The sequence below is a fragment of the Pseudomonas shiyinii genome, assembly GCF_056725765.1.
In genome coordinates this window covers 1,009,282-1,025,666 of sequence record NZ_CM161522.1, presented here as the reverse complement: position 1 = coordinate 1,025,666, position 16,385 = coordinate 1,009,282, and the positions used below count along the sequence as shown (strand labels likewise).

Below are 16,385 nucleotides of genomic sequence, written 5' to 3'. Positions count from 1 at the left end.
AATGAACTCCATTGCCGCGCCGTAGACAGTCGCGGCACTATCTTGTGCAACAAACAGTGGGGTGCCAGGCAACTTTGCCGGGCCAACCATGGTCCTAGATAGCGCTTTGCCTTATGTACTTTTTGGGGGATCCCATGCTTCGACCCTTGCGCCTCGCTACCCTGTTCGGTGGCCTGCTCCTGGCTGCGGCCGCTTCGGCGCAGGATATTGACGCCGCGAGCTATGGCTACCCGCTGACCAACCCGTTCGAGGCAACCATCGCCACCACGCCGCCGGAGCAGCGCCCTACCCTGCCCAGCGACGAGGACATCAGCCAGTCAGACTACAGCCTCAACCTGCGCCCGGAGCGGGCCTTCACCCTGCCCGATAACTTCTGGCCGGTGAAGAAGCTCAAGTACCGCCTGGCCTACCAGGACCACGAGGCTCCGCTGATCTTCATCATCGCCGGCACCGGAGCCCCTTACTCCAGCACCATCAACGAATACCTGAAGAAGCTGTTCTACCAGGCGGGCTTCCATGTGGTGCAGTTGTCCTCGCCCACCAGCTGGGACTTCATGAGCGCCGCCTCGCGCTTCGCCACCCCCGGCATCACCCAGGACGATGCCGAGGACCTGTACCGGGTGATGCAGGCCGTGCGCGCCCAGCACCCGCGCTTGCCGGTCAGCGAGTTCCACCTCACCGGCTACAGCCTCGGCGCCCTCGATGCGGCCTTCGTCAGCCACCTGGACGAAACCCGGCGCAGCTTCAACTTCAAGCGTGTGCTATTGCTCAACCCGCCGGTCAACCTCTACACCTCGGTCAGTAATCTGGACAAACTGGTGCAGACCCGCGTGAAGGGCATCGACCACAGCACCACATTCTACGAACTGATGCTGGAAAAACTGACCCTGTACTTCCAGCAGAAGGGCTACATCGACCTCAACGAGGCGTTGCTGTATGACTTCCAGAAGTCGCGCCAGCACCTGTCCAACGAACAGATGGCCATGCTCATCGGCACCTCGTTCCGCTTTTCGGCGGCCGACATCGCCTTCACCTCGGACCTGGTCAACAACCGTGGCCTGATCACCCCACCCAAGTACCCGATCACCGAAGGCAGCAGCCTCACGCCGTTCTTCAAGCGCGCCCTGCAATGCGACTTCGAGTGCTACATCACCGAGCAGGTGATCCCCATGTGGCGCGCCCGCACCGACGGCGGCAGCGTGCTGCAGTTGATCGACCAGGTCAGCCTGTACGCCCTGGCCGACTACCTGCGCGAAAGCCCGAAGGTCGCCGTGATGCACAACGCCGACGATGTGATCCTCGGCCCTGGCGACATCGGCTTCCTGCGCAAGGTGTTCGGCGATCGCCTGACCCTGTATCCCCATGGCGGCCATTGCGGCAACCTCAACTACCGCGTCAACAGCGACGCGATGCTGGAGTTCTTCCGTGGTTAACAAACTGCTGCTCGTCACCGCCCTGCTCGCCGCCGGCAATGCCCTGGCGGCCGAAACCGCGCCGCGCACCAGCGTGGTCGAAGCCGACAAGCCCGCGCCTACGGCCGAAGCCGACGGTTTCCTCGACCCGCTGCGCGAGCTGAAATTCAACCCCGGGCTGGACCAGCGCGAGTTCGAGCGCTCGACGCTCACCGCCCTGAACGTGTACGACCCGCTGGAGTCGATGAACCGGCGCATCTACCACTTCAACTACCGCTTCGACCAATGGGTGATGCTGCCGGTGGTCGACGGCTACCGCTACGTCACCCCGCGCTTCGTGCGCACCGGGGTGACCAACTTCTTCAACAACCTGGGCGACGTGCCCAACTTGTTCAACAGTATCCTGCAGCTCAAGGCCAAGCGTTCGGCAGAGATCACCGCCCGCCTGATGTTCAACACCATCATCGGCGTGGGCGGTTTGTGGGACCCGGCGACCAAGATGGGCCTGCCACGCCAGAGCGAGGACTTCGGCCAGACCCTGGGCTTCTACGGCGTGCCCGATGGGCCGTACATCATGTTGCCGATCCTCGGGCCTTCGAACCTGCGCGATACCGCTGGGCTGGCCGTGGACTACGTGGGCGAACGCGAGGCGAACTTCCTCAACGTGGCCGAGGCCAGCAGCGACCACCCGGAGATCACCGTGCTGCGCGCGGTGGACAAGCGCTACAGCACCAACTTCCGTTATGGGCAGCTCAATTCGCCGTTCGAGTACGAGAAGGTGCGGTACGTGTATACCCAGGCGCGCAAGCTGCAGATTGCCGAGTGACGGGGCCGCCCTACGACCCAATCGCCGGCAAGCCGGCTCCCACAGGCTCGGCGGTGCCTGTGAAAACCGTGCCGGGCAGGTGGGAGCATCTGTCTTGCTATGTGCGCGATCCCTGTGGGAGCCGGCTTGCCGGCGATTGGGCCCGCGAAAACACGCTCATAATCCCAGGAACTGGCACAGCTCCCGTCGCTTGGCCAAGGCGTCCTTGCGTCCCAGCTCGATCAGCTCGCTGCAATAGCTGGCTTCGAACAGCAGGTAGCTGAGCACCCCTGCCCCGCTGGTGCGGGTGGCGCCCGGGCCGCGCAGGAACATGCGCAGCGCCGCCGGCAGTTCGCGCCGGTGGCGGGCGGCGATTTCGTCCAGCGGTTGGCTGGGCGCCACCACCAGTACCTCGATCGGCGCCAGCCCCAGGCGCCGGGCATCCAGGTGCGCAGGGATCAGGTGGCTCAGGTGGTTGAGCCGCTGGAGCAGCTCGATGTCGTCTTCCAGACTATCGATGAAGGTGCTGTTGAGCATGTGCGCGCCGATCTGTGCAAGGCTCGGCTGCTGGCCGCTGAAGACGCGCTGGGCCGGCAGGGGTGCCGACGGCCGCTGGGGGTTGCCGCTGACGCCGACCACCAGCACCCGGCTGGCGCCCAGGTGCAGCGCCGGGCTGATCGGTGCCGATTGGCGCACCGCACCGTCACCGAAGTACTCCTCATCGAGCTTGACCGGGGCGAACAGCAGCGGGATCGCCGAGCTGGCCAGCAGATGGTCGATGGTCAACGAAGTGGGCACGCCAATGCGCCGATGGCGCAGCCAGGGCTCGATGGCACCGCGCCCTTGGTAGAACGTTACCGCCTGGCCCGACTCATAGCCGAAGGCAGTGATGGCCACCGCACGCAACTGCTCGGCTGCCAGGGAGTGGGCGATGCCGTCCAGGTCCAGGTGCGACTGCAGGAGGGTGCGCAGTGGGCTGCTGTCCAGCAGCGCCACCGGCACCTGGCCGCCAACGCCCAGCAGGCTATGGCTGACGAAACGGCTGGCCTGGCGGATCACCCCCGGCCAGTCGCTGCGCAATACCAGGTGGCTGCGAAAATGCTGCCAGAAGGTGGTCAGGCGCTGCACCGCCTCGGTGAAATGCGTGGCGCCGCTGGCCAGGGTGACGGCATTGATGGCGCCAGCGGAGGTGCCGACGATCACCGGGAACGGGTTGGCCGCACCCGGCGGCAACAACTCGGCGATGCCCGCCAGTACACCTACCTGGTAGGCGGCCCGGGCGCCGCCGCCGGAGAGGATCAGGCCGGTGGTGCGGGGTGGAGCCATGAAGTTCTCCTGGAAGGGATGCGTTGCCTGCCCTGGCCCTATCGCCGGCAAGCCGGCTCCCACGGGTTTTACCCAGGCTTCTGTGGAAGCCGGCTTGCCGGCGATGGGGGCAAGGCAGACGAATCACCTGTCAGCGCTTTTTCTTGTCATACAACCGTGGCTCTCCTGGCGGGCGCGATTTGAAGCGGCGGTGCGCCCACAGGTATTGCTCGGGGCATTCGCGCAACACGCTCTCCACCCATTGGTTGATGCGCAGGCAGTCGGCCTCTTCGGTCTCGCCCGGGAAGCCCTCGAGCGGTGGATGGACCACCAGGCGATAGCCGCTGCCATCCTCCAGGCGCTCCTGGGTGAAGGGGATCACCCGGGCCTTGCCCAGGCGGGCGAACTTGGTGGTGGCGGTGACGGTCGCCGCCGGGATGCCGAACAGCGGCACGAACAGGCTCTGCTTGGCCCCGTAGTCCTGGTCCGGGGCGTACCAGATCGCCCGACCGCCGCGCAGCAGCTTGAGCATGCCGCGCACGTCGTCACGCTCCACGGCCAGCGAGTCGAGGTTGTGACGCTCGCGACCACGGCGCTGGATGTAGTCGAACAATGGGTTGCCATGCTCACGGTACATGCCGTCAATGGTATGGGCCTGGCCCAGCAGTGCAGCGCCGATCTCCAGGGTGGTGAAGTGCACGGCCATGAGGATCGCACCCTGGCCTTCGCGCTGGGCGGCCTGCAGGTGCTCCAGGCCCTCGATGTGGGCCAGGCGCGCCAGGCGTGGCTTGGGCCACCACCAGCTCATGGCCATTTCGAAGAAGGCGATGCCAGTGGAGGCGAAGTTTTCCTTGAGCAGGCGCTGCCGTTCGTCGCCGGAAAGCTCGGGGAAACACAGCTCCAGGTTGCGCGCGGCGATGCGCCGACGTTCACCGGCGACCCGGTACATCAACGCGCCCAGGGCACGGCCCAGGCACAGCAACGCACGGTACGGCAGCTGCGCCACCAGCCACAGCAGGCCCAGGCCCAGCCACAGGCCCCAGAACCGAGGGTGAAGGAAATAAAGACGAAAACGCGGGCGTTCCATTGAAGCTTCCGGAAAGACAAAGGTGGGCATTCTACATCGGTTCGCCCGCGGTTGCGGCCAACGGGTCTTATCGTTATAAGTCAGGGCACTTTTTTCGCAACAAGCCGTCTATGCAGACCATGAGCCTCAACCAGACCTCCGACACCGCCCCCGTATTCCAGCTCAAAGGCAGCATGCTTGCCATCACCGTGCTGGAACTGGCGCGCAACGACCTCGAAGCCCTCGACCTGCAACTGGCGGCGAAAGTGGCCCAGGCCCCCAATTTCTTCAGCAACACGCCGTTGGTGCTGGCACTGGACAAGCTGTCGGCCGATGGCGGCGCCATCGACCTGCCCGGGCTGATGCGCGTTTGTCGCCACCATGGCCTTCGCACCCTGGCCGTGCGCGCCAGCCGCATCGAGGACATCGCCGCGGCGATCGCCATCGACCTGCCGGTGCTGCCGCCCTCCGGTGCCCGCGAGCGGCCGCTGGAACCGGAGCCCGAGGTGAAGAAGCCCGAGCCCGCCCCTGCTCCGCCACCGGCGCCGGCCGAACCCGAAGTGCGCCCTACCCGCATCATCACCGCGCCGGTGCGCGGCGGCCAGCAGATCTACGCCCAGGGCGGCGACCTGGTGGTGACCGCCTCGGTCAGCCCGGGTGCGGAACTTCTCGCCGATGGCAACATCCATGTGTACGGCGCCATGCGTGGCCGCGCACTGGCGGGCATCAAGGGCAATACCCGGGCGCGCATCTTCTGCCAGCAGATGACCGCGGAGATGGTATCCATCGCCGGCCAGTACAAGGTCTGCGAGGACCTGCGTCGCGACCCGCTGTGGGGGGCTGGCGTGCAGATCAGCCTGTCTGGCGATGTGTTGAACATCACCCGTCTTTAACGGATACTTGCCGGCATTTTTAGCGCAACTTTTTTCTTGTTGCCGTTTTTCGTATTTGCAGGGACCGCTGTCCCATTTATTTAGGGGTGAAACACCTTGGCCAAGATTCTCGTGGTTACTTCCGGCAAGGGGGGTGTGGGCAAGACCACCACCAGCGCCGCCATCGGTACCGGCCTCGCTCTGCGCGGCTACAAGACTGTCATCGTCGACTTCGACGTCGGCCTGCGTAACCTCGACCTGATCATGGGCTGCGAGCGCCGCGTGGTGTACGACTTCGTCAACGTGGTCAACGGCGAGGCCAACCTGCAGCAGGCCCTGATCAAGGACAAACGCCTGGAGAACCTGTTCGTGCTGGCCGCCAGCCAGACCCGCGACAAGGACGCCCTGACCCAGGAAGGCGTCGAGAAGGTGCTGATGGAGCTCAAGGAAACCTTCGACTTCGTCATCTGCGACTCCCCGGCCGGTATCGAGAAAGGCGCCCACCTGGCGATGTACTTCGCCGACGAGGCCATCGTCGTGACCAACCCGGAAGTGTCCTCGGTCCGTGACTCCGACCGCATGCTGGGCATCCTGTCGAGCAAGTCGCGCCGCTCCGAGAACGGCGAGGAGCCGATCAAGGAACACCTGCTGATCACCCGCTATCACCCCGAGCGCGTCGAGAAAGGCGAAATGCTCAGCATCGCCGACGTCGAAGAGATCCTGGCGATCAAGCTCAAGGGTGTGATTCCTGAATCCCAGGCCGTGCTCAAGGCCTCCAACCAGGGCATCCCGGTCATCCTCGACGACCAGAGCGATGCCGGCCAGGCGTACAGCGACACCGTCGACCGCCTGCTGGGCAAAGAGAAGCCACTGCGGTTCATCGATGTGCAGAAGCAAGGATTCTTCGCGCGCCTGTTTGGAGGCAAGTAAACCATGAACCTTTTTGACTTCTTTCGTGGCAGACAGAAACAAAGCAGCGCGTCGGTAGCGAAAGAGCGTCTACAGATCATCGTGGCGCACGAACGCGGCCAGCGCAGCGAACCGGATTACCTGCCTGCCCTGCAGAAAGAGCTGCTGGAAGTGATCCGCAAGTATGTGAACATCGGCAGCGACGACGTGCATATCGAACTCGAGAACCAGGGTAGCTGCTCGATCCTGGAGCTGAATATCACCCTGCCTGATCGCTGATCCGGTCCTCTCGGACCACCTCTGTGGGAGCGGGCTTGTCCCGCGATTGTGCAAGCCCCGGCTGACGCAATCGCGGGACGAGCCCGCTCCCACAGTGTTTTTTGAGAACACACCATAATGCCGTTGTCGAACATCCAGATCCTCTTCGAGGACGCCGCCGTCCTGGTGGTCAACAAGCCCACCCTGCTGCTGTCGGTGCCGGGCCGCGCCGAGGACAACAAGGACTGCCTGATCACCCGCCTGCAGGAAAACGGCTACCCCGATGCCCTGATCGTCCATCGCCTGGACTGGGAGACCTCCGGCATCATCCTGCTGGCCCGCGATGCCGACAGCCACCGCGAGCTGTCGCGCCAATTCCATGATCGCGAGACCGAGAAGGCCTACACCGCCCTGTGCTGGGGCCAGCCGGCCTTGGATAGCGGCAGCATCGACCTGCCCTTGCGCTACGACCCGCCGACCAAGCCCCGCCATGTGGTGGACCATGAGCACGGCAAGCATGCCCTGACCTTCTGGCGCGTGCTCGAGCGTTGCGCCGACCATTGCCGGGTGGAGCTGACCCCGATCACCGGGCGCTCGCACCAGTTGCGCGTGCACATGTTGTCGATCGGCCACCCGCTGCTGGGCGACCGGCTGTACGCCAACCCCGAGGCGCTGGCGGCCCATGAGCGGCTGTGCCTGCATGCCTCGATGCTGAGCTTTACCCACCCGGTGTCCGGGGAGCGCCTGAAGTTCGAGTGCCAGGCGCCGTTCTGAGGCGCGCGCCCCCTGTGCCAACCCAATCGCCGGCAAGCCGGCTCCCACCGGGATAGCGCGGCCTCTGTGGGAGCCTGCTCCCACCGGGATAGCGCGGTCTCTCTGGGAGCCTGCTCCCACCGGGATAGCGCGGCCTCTCTGGGAGTCTGCTCCCACCGGGATAGCGTGGCCTCTGTGGGAGCCGGCTTGCCGGCGATTGGGCTGGCACAATTTGCCGTCCAACTGCGCTAAACTCGCGCCACTGCTGTCTGGAGTGAGTTATGCGCGATTCCCTGAATGCTGGCCTGATCGATTTCCTCAAGGCTTCCCCGACGCCCTTCCATGCCACCGCGAGCCTTGCCCAGCGCCTGGAGGCCGCCGGCTACCAGCGCCTGGACGAACGCGACAGCTGGGCCACGGTGCCCGGTGGCCGCTACTACGTCACCCGCAACGACTCCTCGATCATCGCCATCAAGCTGGGCAGGCAATCGCCCCTGATCGGCGGCATCCGCATGGTCGGCGCCCATACCGACAGCCCTTGCCTGCGGGTCAAGCCACAGCCCGAACTGCAGCGCCATGGCTTCCTGCAGTTGGGCGTCGAAGTCTATGGCGGCGCCCTGCTCGCGCCCTGGTTCGACCGCGACCTGTCCCTGGCCGGCCGGGTCACCTTCCGCCGCGACGGCAAGGTCGAGAGCCAGCTGGTGGACTTCAAGCTGCCGATCGCGGTGATCCCCAACCTGGCCATCCACCTCAACCGCACCGCCAACGAAGGCTGGGCGATCAACCCGCAGACCGAACTGCCGCCGATCCTGGCCCAGGTTGCCGGTGACGAGCGCGTCGACTTCCGCGCCCTGCTCACCGAGCAGCTGGCCCGCGAGCACGACCTCAACGCCGACGTGGTGCTGGACTATGAGCTGAGCTTCTATGACACCCAGGACGCCGCACTGGTCGGCCTGAACGGCGACTTCATCGCCGGTGCCCGCCTGGACAACCTGCTGTCGTGCTACGCCGGCCTGCAGGCGCTGCTGGCCGCCGACAGCGACGAGACCTGCGTGCTGGTGTGCAACGACCACGAGGAAGTCGGTTCCTGCTCGGCCTGCGGCGCCGATGGCCCGATGCTCGAACAGACCCTGCAACGCCTGCTGCCCGACGGCGACGATTACGTGCGCACCCTCCAGCGCTCGTTGCTGGTGTCGGCCGACAACGCCCACGGCGTGCACCCCAACTACGCCGACAAGCATGACGGCAATCATGGGCCCAAGCTCAACGCCGGGCCCGTGATCAAGGTCAACAACAACCAGCGCTATGCCACCAACAGCGAGACCGCCGGGTTCTTCCGCCACCTGTGCATGGCCGAGGAAGTGCCGGTGCAAAGCTTCGTGGTACGCAGCGACATGGGCTGCGGCTCGACCATCGGCCCGATCACTGCCAGCCACCTGGGCGTGCGCACCGTCGACATCGGCCTGCCGACCTTCGCCATGCACTCGATTCGCGAACTGTGCGGCAGCCACGACTTGTCGCACCTGGTGAAGGTGTTGACGGCGTTCTATCGCAGTCGCGAATTGCCCTGAAACCACATCGCCCCATCGCCGGCAAGCCGGCTCCCACAGGTATCTCTGAGAACACGCAGGACCGGTGGGAGCCGGCTTGCCGGCGATGGAGACAACACCTAACCCGGATCAATGCCCACGGCTGCTCAACCCGCTATGCTTACTACATTGCCATCATGTAGAAGGATGCCTGTTCATGTCGCCGTTCCTTTCCCTGTTCCTGCCGGTGTTCATCGGCCTGCTGCTGTTGACCATCGGCTTCAGCCTGCGCGAACGCAATGTCGGCGTGCTGATGATGTGGATCGGCACGCTCGGCATCTTCGGCATCATGTGCTGGAAGATCCTCGCGAAACTGGCCTGAAAAATCCTCTACACTGCGGCAATCGTTTGCCCTGAGGTAGATTTTCGGTGCCTGCCCTCCTGCGTTGCCTTGCCCTGCTGCTGTTTTTCTTCATCGCTCCCGTCCAGGCCGCCGGCCTGCCCGGCCTGCTCGGTGCGGGCAAGCCTGCGCAACCGGAAGCGACGCAACCCTTGGGCCAGTCGCTGGACGAGGTGATCAAGAACCTGGAGAACGACCAGCAGCGCACCCAGTTGCTCAACGACCTGAAGAAACTGCGCGATGCCACCAAACAGTCGCAGCCCAGCGCCGAACAAGGCGTACTGGGCCTGATCGGCGGTGCCCTGCATGACCTGGAGAAGCAGTTCAGCGGTGAGGCCAGCCCGTTCCGGCGCTGGTCGATGGAGATCGACCAGGCCCAGGACGAACTGGCGGCCTTGGTGGTGCCGGTGCATCAATGGCCGGCGATCCTGTTCGGCTTTGCCGCGATCATCGCGGTCTGGAGCCTGCTGGCCTACGCCTTCAACTGGATCGGCCACCGCGTGCGCCTGCGCTTCGGCCTGAGCGAAGAGCTGCCGCAGCACCCGCGGACCTGGGACCTGGTGCGCTTCGCCTTGCGCAAGTTGGGGCCATGGCTGGTCGCCTTGGTGTTCACCGTTTACCTGAGCTTCGCCCTGCCCTCCTCGCTGGGCAAGTCGCTGGCCATGGTGCTGGCCTATGCGCTGGTGGTGGGCACGCTGTTCTCGGCGATCTGCGTGATCGCCTTCTCCCTGCTCGACGGCCCCCATCGCCACCAGGCCTTGCACATCCTGCGGCGCCAGGCGTTCCGCCCGCTGTGGTTGATCGGCAGCTTCGCCGCGTTCGGCGAGGCGATGAGCGACCCGCGCATGACCACCGCCCTGGGCAGCCACCTGGCCCACGCCCTGGCGACCCTGGCCAATGTGGTGGCGGCAATATGCACGGGCCTGTTCATCCTGCGCTTCCGCCGCCCCATCGCCCACCTGATCCGCAACCAGCCCCTGTCGCGCCGCCTGACCCGCCGCACCCTGAGCGACACCATCGAGATCCTCGGCAGCTTCTGGTTCGTGCCGGCGTTGATCCTGGTGGCGATCTCGTTGTTCGCCACCTTCGTGTCCGCCGGCGACACCAGCACAGCCCTGCGCCAGTCGCTGATGTGCACGGTGCTGGTGGTGGTGTGCATGGTGCTCAACGGCCTGGTGCGCCGCCACGCCGCCAACCCCAGGCGGGCCAACCGGCGCCAGGAGGTCTACGCCGAGCGCCTGCGCAACTTTGCCTATGCGCTGGTGCACCTGTTCATCTGGCTGGTATTCATCGAACTGGGCCTGCGGGTCTGGGGGCTGTCGATGATCAATTTCGCCGAGGGCAGCGGGCACGAGGTCAGCGTGCGCGTGCTGGGCCTGGCCGGGACCTTGATCGCTGCCTGGCTGGTCTGGATCCTGGCCGACACCGCCGTGCACCATGCCCTGGTGCGCTCGCGCCGAGGCCTGGCCAATGCCCGCGCGCAGACGATGATGCCGTTGATCCGCAACGTGATGTTCGTGGCGATCTTCATCATCGCGGTGATCGTCGCCCTGGCCAACATGGGCATGAACGTCACCCCGTTGCTGGCCGGTGCCGGTGTCATCGGCCTTGCCATCGGCTTCGGTGCCCAGTCACTGGTGGCGGACCTGATCACGGGGCTGTTCATCATCATCGAGGACTCCCTGGCCATCGACGACTACGTGGATGTCGGTGGCCACCTGGGCACGGTGGAAGGCCTGACCATCCGTACCGTGCGCCTGCGGGATATCGACGGCATCGTGCATACCATTCCGTTCAGCGAGATCAAGAGCATCAAGAACTACTCGCGCGAGTTCGGCTACGCGATCTTTCGCGTGGCGATCCCGCACAGCATGAACATCGACCAGGCCATCACGTTGATCCGCGAGGTGGGGCAGAAGCTGCGCAACGACCCGCTGATGCGGCGCAATATCTGGTCGCCGCTGGAGCTGCAGGGGGTGGAGAGTTTCGAGTCGGGGTCGGCGATCCTGCGGGCGCGGTTCAAGACGGCGCCGATCAAGCAGTGGGAGGTGTCGCGGGCGTTCAACCTGGCCTTGAAGCGGCAGCTGGATGAGGCGGGGCTGGACCTGGCGACGCCGCGGCTGTCGGTGCAAGTGGTGACAGCCGGCGGGGGTGGCATGAGCGAGGCTGGCGGGGCTGCCAGCTGAAGCGCATCTTGTGGGAGCGGGCTTGTCCCGCGATTAGGCCGGCCCCGGTATCACGGTCGCCTGGCAAGGGCTTCGCCCTTGATCGCGGGGCAAGCCCGCTCCCACAGAGGGCGGCGCTAGCCACTTGTTCTCAGCGTGTCAGCGCAGCCCGAGAGGGTTGGGCGATCTCCTACAGGAACCCGCGAATCATCTGGTTATGGGTTGTTCATGAGAAACTGTTCAGCAGCCCCTACCCCACCTCTGCCCGGATGCGAATCGCATCATGCCGCCAATACTCCAGGTCGCAGTCGATCACATGCCCATGCTGGTCGCTGTTGACCCGCGTGACGTGCAACCCCGCACTGCCCGCTGAAACCTTCAGCGCCGCCGCAGCCGCCCCTGGCAAGGCCGTGGGCAGGATCTCGAAGCACACCCGCCCGTAGCGGATGCCGAACTCACGGGCATAGATCTCGGTCAGCGACTGTCCCAGGTCCTGGTCCAGGATGCCGGGGAAATACCGCGGGTTGAGGTAGTGCTCGGCATACAGCACCGCCCGCCCATCGATGCGCCGCAAGCGGCATATACGCACCACGCTCGACAGCGCCGGCAACCCCAGCCGCGCACAGATCGCAGCCGGCGCCGGCTGCAACCGCGCCGACAACAGCTCGGTGCCCGGCTCCCGCCCCTGGGCCCGCACCATGGCATGAAAATGGCTGCGCTCGACCAGGTCGTAGGTCAGCCGCTCGGGCGCCACGAACCAGCCCCGGCGTTCCTCCCGGTAGATCAACCCCTGTGCCTCCAGCTGCACCAGCGCCTCGCGCAAGGTGATGCGCGTGGTATCGAACACCTCGCTCAACTTGCGCTCGGCTGGCAGCTTGCCCCCCGGCGCCAGCAGGCCGTGTTCGATCTGCTCCTGCAGCGCATGGCAGATGGCTGTTACCGCGCGCGGTGGCGTCGATTGCATCGAAGGTTACCTATCTGGACTAGTCCAGCCCCAGAACAGGGCCATTGGAGATTAGCGCAAGCCTAGGCACAGCCCGTGAACATCCTGTGACAAAGCCCTCGTCCCGCTCCTGGCAGGACAGGCCCAGGCCCCGGGATTCAAGGCCTGGGATCTGGTCTACGCTGTAGTGCCAGGGCCCCGGAGCGCATTTTCACGCCCAGGCCTTACATCAAACTGTCACGCAACCGGCCTACCTTGGCTCGAGGTTTGCTGACCTAGACCACACGTTCGCAAGCATGGGTTTCCTCACATCACAACATTGCAAGGCCCTACCAAAGGAGCTTCGGATGAAAACGTTCTTCATGGCGTCACTGCTCGGCTCGACCATCGCCCTGTGCACTTCGGCCATGGCCGCCGGTACCGACCTCAAGGCCCTGGAAGAGGCCGCCCGCAAGGAAGGTGTGATCAACAGCGTGGGCATGCCCGATGCCTGGGCCAACTGGAAAGGTACCTGGGCGGACCTGGCCAGCAAGTACGGCCTCAAGCACAGCGACACCGACATGAGCTCTGCCCAGGAAATCGCCAAGTTCGACGCCGAGAAAACCAACGCCAGCGCCGATATCGGCGATGTGGGCGCTGCCTTCGGCCCCATCGCCGTGACCAAGGGCGTGACCCAGCCCTACAAGCCAAGCACCTGGGACCAGGTACCCGCCTGGGCCAAGGACCAGGACGGCCACTGGGCCCTGGCCTATACCGGCACCATCGCCTTCATCATCAACAAGGACCTGGTCAAGGAAAACGAACGCCCGAAAACCTGGCACGACCTGGAAAAAGGCACGTACAAGGTCGCCATCGGTGACGTCGGCACCGCCGCCCAGGCCGCCAACGGCGTGCTGGCCGCCGCCATCGCCTACAAGGGTGACGAAAGCAACATCGAGCCAGGCCTGCAGCTGTTCACCAAGCTGGCCCAGCAGAAGCGCCTGTCGCTGGCCAACCCGACCATCCAGACCCTCGAGAAGGGCGAGGTGGAGGTCGGCGTGGTGTGGGACTTCAACGGCCTGAGCTACCGCGAACAGATCGATCCCAAGCGCTTCGAGGTGCTGATCCCCTCCGACGGTTCGGTGATCTCCGGCTACACCACCATCATCAACAAGTACGCCAAGCATCCCAACGCCGCCAAGCTCACCCGTGAATACATCTTCAGCGACGCCGGGCAGACCAACCTGGCCATCGGCCATGCCCGACCGATTCGCGCCGAGCACCTGAAGCTGCCGGCCGAGGTGCAGGCCAAGCTGCTGCCCAACGAGCAATACAGTGCGGCGCAGCCGATCAAGAATGCCGAGGCCTGGGAAGCGACCTCCAAGAAACTGCCGCAGATGTGGCAGGAGCAAGTGATCATCGAGATGGAATGAGGCGACTCACCCCCTGTGGGAGCGGGCTTGCCCCGCGATAGCGTCAGTCGTGCAGACGCGGTTGTCTGACCTGACGCCATCGCGGGGCAAGCCCGCTCCCACAGAGGGCGTCGCCCCCCTGCGGAGCGCTTATGAACCACAACGTCATCCTGGTCCTGCTCGACGGCCTCAACCACCAGGTCGCCCACCATGCCATGGGCCACCTGCATGCCTATGTCGAGGCCGACCGCGCCGCGCTGTACCGCATCGAATGCGAGCTGCCGTCGCTGTCGCGACCCCTGTACGAATGCATCCTCACCGGCGTGGCCCCTATCGACAGCGGCATCGTGCACAACAATGTCAGCCGCCTGTCCAACCAACGCAGCGTGTTCCACTACGCCCGCGAAGCGGGCCTGGGCACCGCGGCGGCGGCCTACCACTGGATCAGCGAGCTGTACAACCGCTCGCCCTTCGACCCGCTGCGCGACCGTCACACCCATGCACCCAAGCTGCCCATCCAGCACGGGCTGTTCTACTACGCCGACCACTACCCCGACTCGCACCTGCTGGCCGACGCCGAGTACCTGCGCCGTCGCCATGCTCCGAACTTCCTGCTCGTGCACCCGATGAACATCGATGACGCCGGCCATCGCCATGGCCTGGACAGCAGTCAGTACCGCAACACCGCGCGCAGCGTCGACATCCTCCTGGCCGACTACCTGCCACGCTGGCTCGAAGAGGGCTACCAGGTGCTGGTGACCGCTGACCATGGCATGAACAACGACCGCTCGCACAACGGCCTGTTGGCCGAGGAACGTGAAGTGCCGTTGTTCGTGTTCGGCGAGGCATTCAGCCTCGACCCTGCAGCCAAACCCTTGCAGACCGAGCTGTGCGGCACGATCTGCGAACTGCTGGGCGCAGCCCACGACAAGCCGGTCTGCCGGGAGCTGCTCAAGTGAATACCCGCCCTCGCGGCCGCTACCTGGCCCTGCTCTGCCTGCTGCCGTTCGCCCTGTTCTTCATCGTGTTCCAGATCGCCCCGCTGGCCTGGGTGGCCATCAACAGCCTGCAGAGCGAAAGCGGCTGGGGGCTGGCCAACTTCAACAAGGTGTTCGCCTCCAAGTTCTACCTGCAGGCACTGCAGCGCAGCCTGGAGATCAGCTTCTGGTCGAGCCTGTTCGGCATCGTCATCGCCACCCTTGGCGCCTACTCCCTGCGCCAGGTGGACTCGCGCCTGCGCGACTTCGTCAGCGCCTTCGCCAACATGACCAGCAATTTTTCCGGGGTACCGCTGGCGTTCGCCTTCATCATCCTGCTGGGCTTCAACGGCGCGCTGACCTTGCTGCTCAAGCAGGCCGGCCTGTTGGAAGACTTCAGCATCTACTCCAAGAGCGGCCTGATCCTGGTGTACACCTACTTCCAGATCCCCCTCGGTGTGCTGCTGCTCTACCCGGCCTTCGACGCCCTGCGTGAAGACTGGCGCGAGTCCGCGGCGCTGCTCGGCGCCAGCCACTGGCAATACTGGCGGCACATCGGCCTGCCGGTGCTGGCCCCTGCCCTGCTGGGCACCTTCGTCATCCTGCTGGCCAACGCTCTGGGCGCCTATGCCACGGTCTATGCCCTCACCACTGGCAACTTCAACGTGCTGCCGATCCGCATCGCCGCCCTCGTGGCCGGCGACATCACCCTCGACCCGAACCTGGCCAGCGCCCTGGCGATGGTGCTGGTGGGGTTGATGACGTTGGTCACGGTGGTCCATCAATGGCTGCTCAAGAGGAGCTACCATGCGCGCTGAACCTCGCGGCAACCTCTACCACCGGGTGGTGGTGTACCTGCTGTTCATCATCCTGCTGCTGCCGTTGGCCGGCACCCTGCTCTATTCCCTGGCCACCAGCTGGTCGGCGAGCCTGCTGCCCAGCGGCCTGACCTTCAAGTGGTACCTGGCGCTGTGGAGCGAACCGCGCTTCCTGGCGGCCTTCGGCCAGTCACTGCTGGTATGCGTCGGCGCGCTGGTGCTGTCGGTGGTGCTGATCCTGCCGCTGTTGTTCGTGGTGCACTACCACTTCCCGCGCCTGGATGCGCTGATGAACATCCTCATCCTGCTGCCCTTCGCCGTGCCGCCGGTGGTGTCTTCGGTGGGCCTGCTGCAGCTGTACGGCAGCGGGCCGATGGCCATGGTCGGCACGCCCTGGATCCTCATCGGCTGCTACTTCACCATCGCCTTGCCGTTCATGTACCGGGCCATCACCAACAACCTGCAGGCGATCAACCTGCGCGACCTGATGGACGCGGCCCAGCTGCTGGGCGCCAGCACCTGGCAGGCGGCCTTGCTGGTGGTGCTGCCGAACCTGCGCAAGGGCCTGATGGTGGCGTTGCTGCTGTCGTTCTCGTTCCTGTTCGGCGAGTTCGTATTCGCCAACCTGCTGGTGGGGACCCGCTACGAGACCTTGCAGGTCTACCTGAACAACATGCGCAACAGCAGCGGCCATTTCAACAGCGCACTGGTAATCTCCTACTTCGCCTTCGTGCTGGTGCTGACCTGGGTCGCCAATCGCCTGAACAAGGACAAATCCTGAC

Annotated in this window: 16 protein-coding genes; 13 read left to right on the top strand and 3 right to left on the bottom strand. The window is 65.0% G+C overall.

From position 1 onward, the window contains the following. Positions 1-134 precede the first annotated feature (134 nt). Together ACXHGZ_RS04870 and ACXHGZ_RS04865 are read left to right on the top strand one after the other, a co-directional pair. Positions 135-1,433 carry an alpha/beta fold hydrolase family protein gene (locus ACXHGZ_RS04870; protein WP_480462683.1) on the top strand — a complete coding sequence of 433 codons (1,299 nt, stop codon included), beginning with the start codon at positions 135-137 and terminating at the stop codon, positions 1,431-1,433. Next, on the top strand, positions 1,426-2,238 hold the full coding sequence (locus ACXHGZ_RS04865) for an MlaA family lipoprotein (protein WP_143515163.1): 813 nt from the start codon (positions 1,426-1,428) through the stop codon (positions 2,236-2,238). The genes ACXHGZ_RS04870 and ACXHGZ_RS04865 overlap by 8 nt, the downstream gene beginning before the upstream one ends. A 156-nt stretch (positions 2,239-2,394) precedes the next feature. Here the strand turns inward: ACXHGZ_RS04865 and ACXHGZ_RS04860 are convergent, their stop codons facing one another. Next, positions 2,395-3,543, bottom strand: a complete 1,149-nt coding sequence (locus tag ACXHGZ_RS04860) for a patatin-like phospholipase family protein (protein ID WP_480462681.1) — start codon at positions 3,541-3,543, stop codon at positions 2,395-2,397. 130 nt (positions 3,544-3,673) lie between these two features. Beyond that, positions 3,674-4,609 (bottom strand): lipid A biosynthesis lauroyl acyltransferase, encoded by a 936-nt coding sequence (locus tag ACXHGZ_RS04855; RefSeq protein ID WP_480462680.1) that lies wholly within the window; start codon positions 4,607-4,609, stop codon positions 3,674-3,676. A 110-nt stretch (positions 4,610-4,719) separates the two neighbouring features. On the opposite strand from ACXHGZ_RS04855, the gene minC reads away from it, so the two are divergent. The 7 genes from minC to ACXHGZ_RS04820 all read left to right on the top strand — a co-directional run bounded on the left by minC (position 4,720) and on the right by ACXHGZ_RS04820 (position 11,495). After that, entirely contained in the window at positions 4,720-5,481 is a 762-nt protein-coding gene (gene minC, locus ACXHGZ_RS04850) for a septum site-determining protein MinC (protein WP_480462679.1), read from the top strand. A gap of 96 nt (positions 5,482-5,577) precedes the next feature. Next, entirely contained in the window at positions 5,578-6,390 is an 813-nt protein-coding gene (gene minD / locus ACXHGZ_RS04845; RefSeq protein ID WP_084854875.1) for a septum site-determining protein MinD, read from the top strand. 3 nt (positions 6,391-6,393) lie between these two features. Further along, positions 6,394-6,648: a cell division topological specificity factor MinE gene (gene minE, locus ACXHGZ_RS04840; protein ID WP_043206650.1), complete on the top strand. Its 255-nt coding sequence runs from the start codon at positions 6,394-6,396 to the stop codon at positions 6,646-6,648. Positions 6,649-6,765: 117 nt separating this feature from the next. Continuing rightward, positions 6,766-7,401, top strand: coding sequence for an RluA family pseudouridine synthase (locus ACXHGZ_RS04835; protein WP_480462678.1), 636 nt, complete (start codon positions 6,766-6,768; stop codon positions 7,399-7,401). 260 nt (positions 7,402-7,661) lie between these two features. Further along, positions 7,662-8,951: a M18 family aminopeptidase gene (locus tag ACXHGZ_RS04830; protein WP_480462677.1), complete on the top strand. Its 1,290-nt coding sequence runs from the start codon at positions 7,662-7,664 to the stop codon at positions 8,949-8,951. Positions 8,952-9,126: 175 nt separating this feature from the next. Continuing rightward, positions 9,127-9,291: a hypothetical protein gene (locus ACXHGZ_RS04825; RefSeq protein ID WP_172402951.1), complete on the top strand. Its 165-nt coding sequence runs from the start codon at positions 9,127-9,129 to the stop codon at positions 9,289-9,291. A gap of 47 nt (positions 9,292-9,338) precedes the next feature. Continuing rightward, complete coding sequence (locus ACXHGZ_RS04820; RefSeq protein WP_480462674.1) at positions 9,339-11,495, top strand: mechanosensitive ion channel family protein; 2,157 nt, start codon at positions 9,339-9,341, stop codon at positions 11,493-11,495. Between the two features lie 229 nt (positions 11,496-11,724). Here ACXHGZ_RS04820 and ACXHGZ_RS04815 read toward each other — a convergent pair whose 3' ends face one another. Then, positions 11,725-12,438 (bottom strand): UTRA domain-containing protein, encoded by a 714-nt coding sequence (locus tag ACXHGZ_RS04815; RefSeq protein WP_084854871.1) that lies wholly within the window; start codon positions 12,436-12,438, stop codon positions 11,725-11,727. A 326-nt stretch (positions 12,439-12,764) separates the two neighbouring features. On the opposite strand from ACXHGZ_RS04815, the gene ACXHGZ_RS04810 reads away from it, so the two are divergent. The 4 genes from ACXHGZ_RS04810 (at position 12,765) to ACXHGZ_RS04795 (ending at position 16,384) form a co-directional block, all read left to right on the top strand. Beyond that, positions 12,765-13,829, top strand: coding sequence for an ABC transporter substrate-binding protein (locus tag ACXHGZ_RS04810; RefSeq protein WP_480462672.1), 1,065 nt, complete (start codon positions 12,765-12,767; stop codon positions 13,827-13,829). 131 nt (positions 13,830-13,960) lie between these two features. Next, positions 13,961-14,767, top strand: coding sequence for an alkaline phosphatase family protein (locus ACXHGZ_RS04805; RefSeq protein ID WP_480462670.1), 807 nt, complete (start codon positions 13,961-13,963; stop codon positions 14,765-14,767). Further along, complete coding sequence (locus tag ACXHGZ_RS04800; protein ID WP_480462669.1) at positions 14,764-15,603, top strand: ABC transporter permease; 840 nt, start codon at positions 14,764-14,766, stop codon at positions 15,601-15,603. Before ACXHGZ_RS04805 ends, ACXHGZ_RS04800 begins: the two co-directional genes overlap by 4 nt. Further along, positions 15,593-16,384, top strand: coding sequence for an ABC transporter permease (locus ACXHGZ_RS04795; RefSeq protein WP_084854867.1), 792 nt, complete (start codon positions 15,593-15,595; stop codon positions 16,382-16,384). The genes ACXHGZ_RS04800 and ACXHGZ_RS04795 overlap by 11 nt, the downstream gene beginning before the upstream one ends. The last annotated feature ends 1 nt before the right edge of the window (position 16,385 follow it).

Coding starts and splice junctions, on each gene's coding strand:
- ACXHGZ_RS04815 (WP_084854871.1), bottom strand. CDS start 12,438: ATGCAATCGACGCCACCGCGCGCGGTAACAGCCATCTGCCATGCGCTG.
- ACXHGZ_RS04805 (WP_480462670.1), top strand. CDS start 13,961: ATGAACCACAACGTCATCCTGGTCCTGCTCGACGGCCTCAACCACCAG.
- ACXHGZ_RS04830 (WP_480462677.1), top strand. CDS start 7,662: ATGCGCGATTCCCTGAATGCTGGCCTGATCGATTTCCTCAAGGCTTCC.
- ACXHGZ_RS04795 (WP_084854867.1), top strand. CDS start 15,593: ATGCGCGCTGAACCTCGCGGCAACCTCTACCACCGGGTGGTGGTGTAC.
- ACXHGZ_RS04825 (WP_172402951.1), top strand. CDS start 9,127: ATGTCGCCGTTCCTTTCCCTGTTCCTGCCGGTGTTCATCGGCCTGCTG.
- ACXHGZ_RS04855 (WP_480462680.1), bottom strand. CDS start 4,609: ATGGAACGCCCGCGTTTTCGTCTTTATTTCCTTCACCCTCGGTTCTGG.
- ACXHGZ_RS04860 (WP_480462681.1), bottom strand. CDS start 3,543: ATGGCTCCACCCCGCACCACCGGCCTGATCCTCTCCGGCGGCGGCGCC.
- minE (WP_043206650.1), top strand. CDS start 6,394: ATGAACCTTTTTGACTTCTTTCGTGGCAGACAGAAACAAAGCAGCGCG.
- ACXHGZ_RS04810 (WP_480462672.1), top strand. CDS start 12,765: ATGAAAACGTTCTTCATGGCGTCACTGCTCGGCTCGACCATCGCCCTG.
- ACXHGZ_RS04835 (WP_480462678.1), top strand. CDS start 6,766: ATGCCGTTGTCGAACATCCAGATCCTCTTCGAGGACGCCGCCGTCCTG.
- ACXHGZ_RS04870 (WP_480462683.1), top strand. CDS start 135: ATGCTTCGACCCTTGCGCCTCGCTACCCTGTTCGGTGGCCTGCTCCTG.
- minC (WP_480462679.1), top strand. CDS start 4,720: ATGCAGACCATGAGCCTCAACCAGACCTCCGACACCGCCCCCGTATTC.